Genomic DNA, 8,288 nt, shown 5'->3' on the forward strand with positions numbered 1-8,288 from the left:
TATGACGTCGTCATCGTCGGCGGCGGCCCCGCCGGCCTGTCCGCCGCCATCCGCCTGAAGCAGCGGGCGGAAAAGGACGGCAAGGAGATCTCCGTCGCCGTTCTGGAAAAGAGCGCCGAGATCGGCGGTCACATCCTGTCCGGTGCGGTCATCGACCCGAAGGCCCTGAACGAACTGTTCCCCGACTGGAAGGAACGGGGCGCGCCGCTGGAGACTCCGGTCACCAGGGATCGCTTCATGGTGCTGGGTCCGCAGGGCCAGATCAGCCTGCCGATGTTCGCCCTGCCGCCGATGATGCACAATCACGGCTGCTACATCGCCTCGCTCGGCAATGTGTCGCGCTGGCTGGGTGAACAGGCCGAGGCGCTCGGCGTCGAGGTCTATCCCGGCATGGCCGCCAGCCATGTCGTCTGGGACGAGCCCACCGGCCGGGTGAAGGGCGTCGTCGCCGGCGTCTTCGGCATTGACCGCGAAGGCAGGCCGACCGGCGATTTCCAGCCCGGCATCGAACTGCACGGCAAATATGTCTTCATCGCCGAGGGTGTGCGCGGCTCCCTGGCCAAGACCATCATGGCCCGCCATCAACTGGCCGCCGACTGCCAGCCGCAGAAATACGGTATCGGCCTGAAGGAGCTGTGGCAGGTTCCGGCCGAGAAACACCAGCCGGGCCTGGCCCAGCACACGACCGGCTGGCCGCTGGACGAGCACACCGGCGGCGGCAGCTTCATGTACCATTTCGGCGATCGCTATGTGGCGATCGGCTATGTGGTCCACCTGAACTACAAGAACCCCTTCCTGTCGCCGTTCGACGAGTTCCAGCGCTTCAAACACCACCCGGCCATCAGCGAACACCTCGAGGGTGGCACCCGCATCTCCTATGGCGCGCGGGCCATCACCGAGGGCGGCTTCCAGTCGGTGCCGAAACTGGCCTTCCCGGGCGGGGCGCTGATCGGCTGCTCGGCCGGCTTCGTCAATGTGCCGCGCATCAAGGGCAGCCATAATGCGATGAAGACCGGCATGCTGGCCGCCGACGCCGCCTATGACGCCGTCCAGGCCGGCCGCGCCGGCGACACCCTGGTCGAATACCAGACCGCCTATGACCACAGCTGGGTCCGCAAGGAGCTGAAGGCCGTCCGCAACGCCAAGCCGCTGCTGTCGAAATACGGCACCACCCTCGGCGGGGCGCTGGGCGTGTTCGACCTGTGGTGCGGGGCCCTGTTCGGCGGCTTCTCGCTGTTCGGTACCCAGAAGCACGGCAAGACGGACTCGGCCTCGACCGAACTGGCGGCGAAACATTCGCCGATCGCCTATCCCAAGCCGGACGGCAAACTCAGTTTCGACAAGCTCAGCTCGGTGTTCATCTCGAATACCAACCATGCCGAGGAGCAGCCGGCCCATCTGAAGCTGCTGGACCCGTCGATCCCGATCGCCGTCAACCTGCCGAAATACGGCGAACCGGCCCGGCTGTACTGCCCGGCCGGGGTCTATGAGGTTCTCTACGACGCGGACGGCAAGTCCAATCCGCGCTTCCAGATCAACGCCCAGAACTGCGTCCACTGCAAAACCTGCGACATCAAGGATCCGTCGCAGAATATCGTCTGGACCACGCCCGAAGGCGGCGGCGGCCCCAATTATCCCAATATGTAGACCGTATGGGTTGAGGCCCCTTGCGGCGGGCAGGCAAAGCGTCAAGGTTTCGACCCATGAATATCGATCGTTTCCGTCTCGCCCTGCTGTCCTTTGTCGCTGTCGGAGCCCTCGCCGGGGCCGCCGTGGCCCAGGACCCGCCCCCGGTTGATCCCGCCGCCGCGGTCGACCCCGATCCGGGTGTGGCGATCGATCCGGTCGATCCGGACCCGGTCGACGAAGAGGCCGACGGCCCCACCGAGCCGGAGGTCGTGCCGATCCCGGCGGTCTGGGCCCCGGTTCCGACCGATGCCGACGGCCGCTCGGCCTATGGCCTCTACCTGGCCGGCCGTCTGGCCCAGTCGCGTGGCCTCGGCCAGGTGGGGGCGGACTACTATGCCGCCGTCGAGGCCCTGACGCCCGAACAGCCCTCGGTGCGGCTGCAGACCTTCACTGCGGCCCTGTTGGCCGGTGACCTCGATCTGGCCGCCCGCCTGAGGCCTTCGGGCGAGGGGGTCCCGCCCGTGATCGGCGAGGCCGGGCGTCTGGTCGTCGTGGTTCAGAGCCTTGTCCATAACGATCCGGCCGCCGGACTGGCCGAGCTGCGCCGGGCCCCGATCGGTCAGCCGCACGCCCGTGCCGGCCTCTATGTCCAGCCCTGGGTCGCGGCCGCCGCCGGGGACTGGGACCGGGCCCTGGGCCAGCCCTCCCCGACCGGGACCGATCCCACCTCCCTGTTTCTCCGTCACAGCCACGCCCTGCTGCTGGAGAACCACCGTGAGTATGTCGCGGCCGACGCCGCCTTCGCGACCCTGACCGCCAGCCCGCTGGGGGCCCAGCTGTTCCGGCGTTCCTATGCCGAATATCTGGAGCGCCGCGGCCGACGGGCCGAGGCCCTGGCCGTTTATGATGCCGCCATCTCAGGCGGGGCGACCGATCCGACCGTCGCCCTGGGCCGTGCCCGGCTGATGGCCCGCGGCCGGGCCCCGGCCGCCCCCACCCTGCGTGGCGGGGCGGCGGACGTCCTGACCATCGCCGCCATCCAGGCCTCGACCGAGGGCGGGGCCGAGGTCGCCGCCGTCTATCTGCGCCTGGCCCTCAGCCTCGAGCCCACCGACCTGACCCGGCTCCGCCTCGGTCAGGCCCTGGCCGCCGCCGGGCGCGAGGTCGATGCCCGTGACGCCCTCGCGGCCATCGCGCCGTCCGATCCCGGTCTCTATGCCCAGGCGCGGATGGAACTGGGCCGCAGCTTCCAGCGCGATGACGACGCCGAGGCCGCCCTGGCCGAATTCCGCCACGCCGCCGACGCCGTGCCGGACGAGGCCGAGGTCGCCTATATCCTGGCCTCCCAGCTGATCCAGCTGAACCGCTATGACGAGGCCCTGGCGGTGTTGAACGGGCCCCTGCTCAACACGGCCGCCCAGCCGTTCGAGGTCCGGTTCGTGCGCGGCGTCGCCTATGAGTCCCTCGACCGGGTCGACGAGGCCGAGGCCGAACTGTGGGCCGCGCTCCAGGCCCGGCCGGACGACGCGACCGTGCTCAACTACCTCGGCTACCTCTGGGTCGACAGCGGCAAACGGGTCAGCCAGGGGGCGGACATGATCGCCCGCGCCCACGAGGCCGAGCCCGAGAACGGCAATATCCAGGACTCCCTCGGCTGGGCCCAGTATCGTCAGGGCCAGTACGAGACCGCCGTGGCGACCCTGGAAGAGGCGGTGGCCAAGGAGCCGGCCAATGCCGAGATCAACGACCATCTCGGCGACGCCTATTGGCAGGTCGGCCGCCAGCGCGAGGCCGGCTTCCAGTGGGAACGGGTGCTGACCCTGGACCCCGATGCGGCCCAGCGTACCGAGGTCGAGCGCAAATTGGCCGAGGGCCTGGCCCCCGCCGTCCCGGTGTCGGGCACCGAGGCCTAGGCCCCGTGCGTCGCGACGCCCTGGCCCCGGCCAAGGTCAATCTGTTCCTGCACGTCGGCCCCCTCGACGCCGACGGTTATCATCCGCTGGCCAGTCTGGTCGCCTTCGCCGATATCGGTGACCGGCTGACGCTCGCGCCGGCCGGATCGCCGCGCCTGTCCGTCACCGGCCCGTTTTCGGGCGCTCTGACCGGCGAAGACGACAATCTGGTGCTGCGCGCCCTGCGCAGCCTCGACGCCGACCTGCCCCTGGTGCTGGACAAACAGCTGCCGGTCGCCAGCGGCCTGGGCGGCGGTTCGGCCGATGCCGGGGCCGCCCTGCGGCTGGCCCGGCGCGCTCTCGCCCTTGATCGGGATGACGCCGCCCTGCTGGCCCTGGCCGGTCGGATCGGGGCCGACGGCCCCATGTGCCTGTTCGCCCGCCCGGCCTGGGCCGAGGGCAGGGGAGACCGCATGAGCCCCGAACCCGCCCTGCCGCCGCTGGCCGCCGTGCTGGTCAATCCCGGTGTGCCGTCACCGACCGGGGCCGTCTATCGCGCCTGGGACGCCGGTCCGCCCGCCACCGCCGACCGGCCGGCCCCGCCCGCCGACTGGCGCGTGGCCTCGGTGATCGACTGGCTGGCCCAGCAGCGCAACGACCTGCAGGCCCCCGCCGTGGCCCTGTGCCCGGCGATCGGCACGGCCCTCGATGCCGTGGCCGCCGCCCCGGGGGTGAGGCTGGCGCGAATGTCGGGCTCGGGGGCCACGGTCTTCGGCCTGTGCGAGGATGTCGTCGCCGCCCGCGCCGCCGCCGCCGTCCTGTCGGCGGCCCATCCGGACTGGTGGGTCCGGCCGACCGTGCTCGGTCACGGCCTTGACCCCGACGATCGCTGATCCGGCCTTCCGCCGCGCCGGGCGTGGAATCGGCCCGTGTCCGGTTGAGTTCAGCCGCGCCCCGCCCTAGGGTCCGCCGTCATTTTTTGCGTCTGCGAAGCGGCCCGCCCCTTGCCCCATTCGACCGAACCTCTCGCCTTCCAGGACCTGATCCTGACGCTCCAGAAATACTGGGGTGACCAGGGCTGCGCCCTGCTTCAGCCCTATGACATCGAGGTCGGGGCCGGCACCCTGCATCCGGCCACCGTGCTGCGCGCCCTCGGCCCGCGCCCGTGGAAGGCCGCCTATGTCCAGCCGTCGCGCCGCCCCGGCGACGGCCGCTATGGCGAAAACCCCAACCGCCTCCAGCACTATTACCAATTCCAGGTGATCCTGAAGCCCAATCCGGACAACCTCCAGGAACTCTATCTCGGCTCGCTGGCGGCCATCGGCATCGATCCGAAACTGCACGACATCCGCTTCGTCGAGGACGACTGGGAGAACCCCACCGTCGGGGCCTGGGGCCTGGGCTGGGAGGTCTGGTGCGACGGGATGGAGGTGACCCAGTTCACCTATTTCCAGGGTGTCGGCGGCATCGAGGTCGACGTCGTCTCGGGCGAACTCACCTACGGGCTGGAGCGTCTGGCCATGTACGTCCAGGGCGTCGACAGCGTTTACGATCTCGTCTTCGCCAGGGGCGTGAACGGGGAAAAGCCGATCACCTACGGCGAGGTCTTCCTCGAGAACGAACGCCAGCAGTCCGAGGCGAATTTCCACGGCTATGACGTCGACGGCCTGAAACGCCGCTTCGAGGACATGGTCGCCGAGGTCGAACGCTTCCTGGCGATGAAGGGCCCGCAGGACCAGGCCCTGGTCCTGCCCGCCTACGACCAGGTCCTGAAGGCGTCGCACCTGTTCAACCTGATGGACGCCCGCGGCGCCATCGCCGTCGCCGAACGCCAGAGCTACATCGGTCGCATCCGCGACCTCTGCAAGGCCTGTGCGAGCGAATGGGTCGAGCAGGAGCGGGGGCGGGCGTGACGCGCGATGCCGACAACAACGCTCCCCTTCCCCTCGAGGGGGAAGGGGGCGGGGGATGGGGTGAAGGCACGCCCCGTCCTGAGTCCGCCCCGGAGACACCGGCGTCTTCCAGCCCGCCCCCCGAATACCGCGCCTCCACCCCCACCCAACCCTCCCCCCTCGAGGGGGAGGGCTTTGACCGTTTCGCCCGCACGCCTCGCATCAAGGCCGGCGGCGTCAACCGCGCCCGACGTCTGCGAAAAGCCCCCACGTTCACCGAGGCCAGACTCTGGAAGCGGCTCCGCACCTTCGCCGTGCGCTTCCGGCGTCAGGCTCCGATCGGTCCATTCGTGGTGGACTTCGCCTGTCACCGCGCGAAACTGGTCATCGAGGTGGACGGCGGCGTTCACACCCTGCCCGAGGTGGCGCTCCGTGACGTTGAACGCGACGCCTGGCTGACCGGCCAGGGCTATACGGTCCTGCGTTTCACCTCCCGGCAGGTTGAGGACGATATTGAAACCGTCCTTGATCAGGTTCGCCGTGCCTCTCCCCTTCCCCTCGAGGGGGAAGGGGGCGGGGGATGGGGTGAAGCCGCAGGGCCCGCCGGTCGGTCTCCGGAGACGCCGGCGTCTTGCTGCCTGACCGCCCAATACCGTGCCTTCACCCCATCCCAACCCTTCCCCCTCGAGGGGAAGGGCTCAAGCGACGCCTGAACCCATGCCCCAACTTCTCATCGAACTCTTCTCCGAAGAAATCCCCGCCCGGATGCAGGGCGGGGCCGCGCGTGATCTGGAACGCATGGCCGCCGAACGGCTCAAGGCCGCGGGCCTGACCTGGGACACCCTGACCACCTACGCCGGACCACGCCGCCTGACCCTGGTGGTCGAGGGCCTGCCGACGGCGACGCCGGACCGCGAGGAAGAGGTCAAGGGACCCCGCACCTCGGCCCCGGACCAGGCGCTGGACGGCTTCCTGCGCAAGACCGGCCTGACGAAGGACCAGCTGACCGACCGCGACGGCGTCTGGTTCGCCGTGATCGCCTCGCCGGGCGTGCGCACCACCGATGTCGTCGCCGGCATGGTCGACCAGATCGTGCGTGGCTTCCCGTGGCCGAAATCGATGCGCTGGGGCTCCGGCACATTGCGCTGGGTGCGGCCGCTGAAGCGGATCCTCGCCCTGTTTGACGGCAATGTCGTACCGTTCACGATCGACGGTATCCCCGCCGACAACGTCACCGAGGGCCACCGCTTCATGGGCGGCGGCAAGCCGTTCGCGGTGCGCGACTTCGCCGACTACCGCAAAAAGCTGCGCGACCATTTCGTCATCCTCGACGCCGCCGAACGCCGCCTGCACATCCTCGAGGCGGCGAAGGCCACCTGCCACGCGCGCGGGCTGGAACTGGTCGATGATGACGGCCTGCTGGACGAGGTCGCCGGCCTGGCCGAATGGCCGACCCCGATCCTCGGTGACATGGACCCCGCCTTCCTCAGCCTGCCGCCCGAGGTGGTCCGGCTGTCGATGAAGGTGCACCAGAAATATTTCGCCGTGCGTCATCCCGGCCAGCCCGGCCTCGCTCCGCATTTCCTCGTCGTCGCCAATGTCGAGGCGACCGACGGCGGCACGGCCCTGGCCGCCGGCAACAGCCGCGTCCTGTCGGCCCGTCTGGATGACGCCCGCTTCTTCTGGGACGAGGATCTGAAGACCGGCTTCGACGTCTGGGCCAAAAAGCTGGAAGGCGTCACCTTCCACGCCAAGCTCGGCACCCTGGCCGACCGCGTCGACCGCATCGCCGCCCTCGCCCGCGAGATCGCCCCCCTGGTCGGGGCCGACCCGGATCAAGCCGAACAGGCCGCCCGCCTGTCCAAGGCCGACCTGGCCAGCGCCATGGTCGGGGAATTCCCCGAACTGCAGGGCGTGATGGGCGGGTATTACGCAAGAGCCCTTCCCCTCGAGGGGGAAGGGAGAAGAAACGCCATCGCCGACGCCGTCCGGGACCACTACAAGCCCCAGGGCCCCGCCGACACGGTCCCGACCGCCCCGCTGACGGTTGCCGTCGCCCTGGCCGACAAGCTCGACACCCTCGTCGGCTTCTTCGCCATCGACGAAAAGCCGACCGGCTCGAAGGATCCGTTCGCCCTGCGGCGGGCGGCACTGGGGATGATCCGGCTGGTGCTGGAGAATGGGGTTCGTGCTCCGCTGAAGGCGATCATGAAGCCTGCGGGCACCATGATCATCGTCGACCGCAAGATGAGCTCTGAGACCAAATATTCGGACGACCTCGTCGCCTTCTTCGCCGACCGCCTGAAGGTCCTGCTCCGCGACCAGGGCAAGCGCCACGACCTCGTCGACGCGGTCTTCGCCCCCATCGACGGCAAGGCCGACGACGACCTCGTCCGCATCGTGCGCCGGGTCGAGGCCCTCGACGGCTTCCTCGCCACCGACGACGGGGCCAATCTGCTGGCGGGCAACAAGCGCGCCGCCAACATCCTGCGCGCGGAAGAGAAGAAGGGCCCGCTGCCGACCGGCGAACGCCAGCCCGATCTGGCCGGGGAACCCGCCGCCGAGACCGCCCTGGCCTGGGCCGTCATCGCCGCCCGCGCCGATGTCGACACGGCGCTTGAGGCCGAGGATTTCGCCGCCGCCATGACCGCCCTGTCGCGCCTGCGCGGCCCGGTCGACACCTTCTTCACCGACGTGATGGTCAATTCCGACGTCCCGGCCGAACGCGACAACCGCCTGAAACTCCTCGCCCAGGTCCGCGACGTGATGGGCCGCGTCGCCGATTTCAGCCTGATCGCGGGGTAGTCCCAAAAAGCTGTCGTCATCCTCCGGCGCGGCGCAGCCGCGACCGGAGGACCCAGCGGCGCGCGGAGGG

6 protein-coding genes are annotated in these 8,288 nt (G+C 69.7%); all 6 read left to right on the forward strand.

Features of this window, described 5'->3' with window-relative positions; translation table 11 throughout:
- Positions 1 to 1,647: electron transfer flavoprotein-ubiquinone oxidoreductase (locus PSV00_RS13125; protein WP_300447967.1), on the forward strand; the 1,647-nt coding region annotated here is incomplete at its 5' end.
- 56 nt (positions 1,648 to 1,703) lie between these two features.
- A complete protein-coding gene (locus PSV00_RS13130) occupies positions 1,704 to 3,542 on the forward strand; it encodes a tetratricopeptide repeat protein (RefSeq protein ID WP_300447969.1) in 1,839 nt (612 codons plus the stop codon).
- Positions 3,543 to 3,547: 5 nt separating this feature from the next.
- Positions 3,548 to 4,414 carry a 4-(cytidine 5'-diphospho)-2-C-methyl-D-erythritol kinase gene (locus PSV00_RS13135; RefSeq protein WP_300447971.1) on the forward strand — a complete coding sequence of 289 codons (867 nt, stop codon included), beginning with the start codon at positions 3,548 to 3,550 and terminating at the stop codon, positions 4,412 to 4,414.
- A gap of 111 nt (positions 4,415 to 4,525) precedes the next feature.
- Positions 4,526 to 5,434: a glycine--tRNA ligase subunit alpha gene (locus tag PSV00_RS13140; protein ID WP_300447973.1), complete on the forward strand. Its 909-nt coding sequence runs from the start codon at positions 4,526 to 4,528 to the stop codon at positions 5,432 to 5,434.
- Entirely contained in the window at positions 5,431 to 6,126 is a 696-nt protein-coding gene (locus tag PSV00_RS13145) for an endonuclease domain-containing protein (RefSeq protein ID WP_300447975.1), read from the forward strand. Before PSV00_RS13140 ends, PSV00_RS13145 begins: the two co-directional genes overlap by 4 nt.
- 4 nt (positions 6,127 to 6,130) lie before the next feature.
- Positions 6,131 to 8,218, forward strand: coding sequence for a glycine--tRNA ligase subunit beta (glyS, locus tag PSV00_RS13150; protein WP_300447977.1), 2,088 nt, complete (start codon positions 6,131 to 6,133; stop codon positions 8,216 to 8,218).
- The last annotated feature ends 70 nt before the right edge of the window (positions 8,219 to 8,288 follow it).

The organism is Brevundimonas sp. (genome assembly GCF_029945885.1).
Classification (GTDB): Bacteria; Pseudomonadota; Alphaproteobacteria; order Caulobacterales; family Caulobacteraceae; genus Brevundimonas.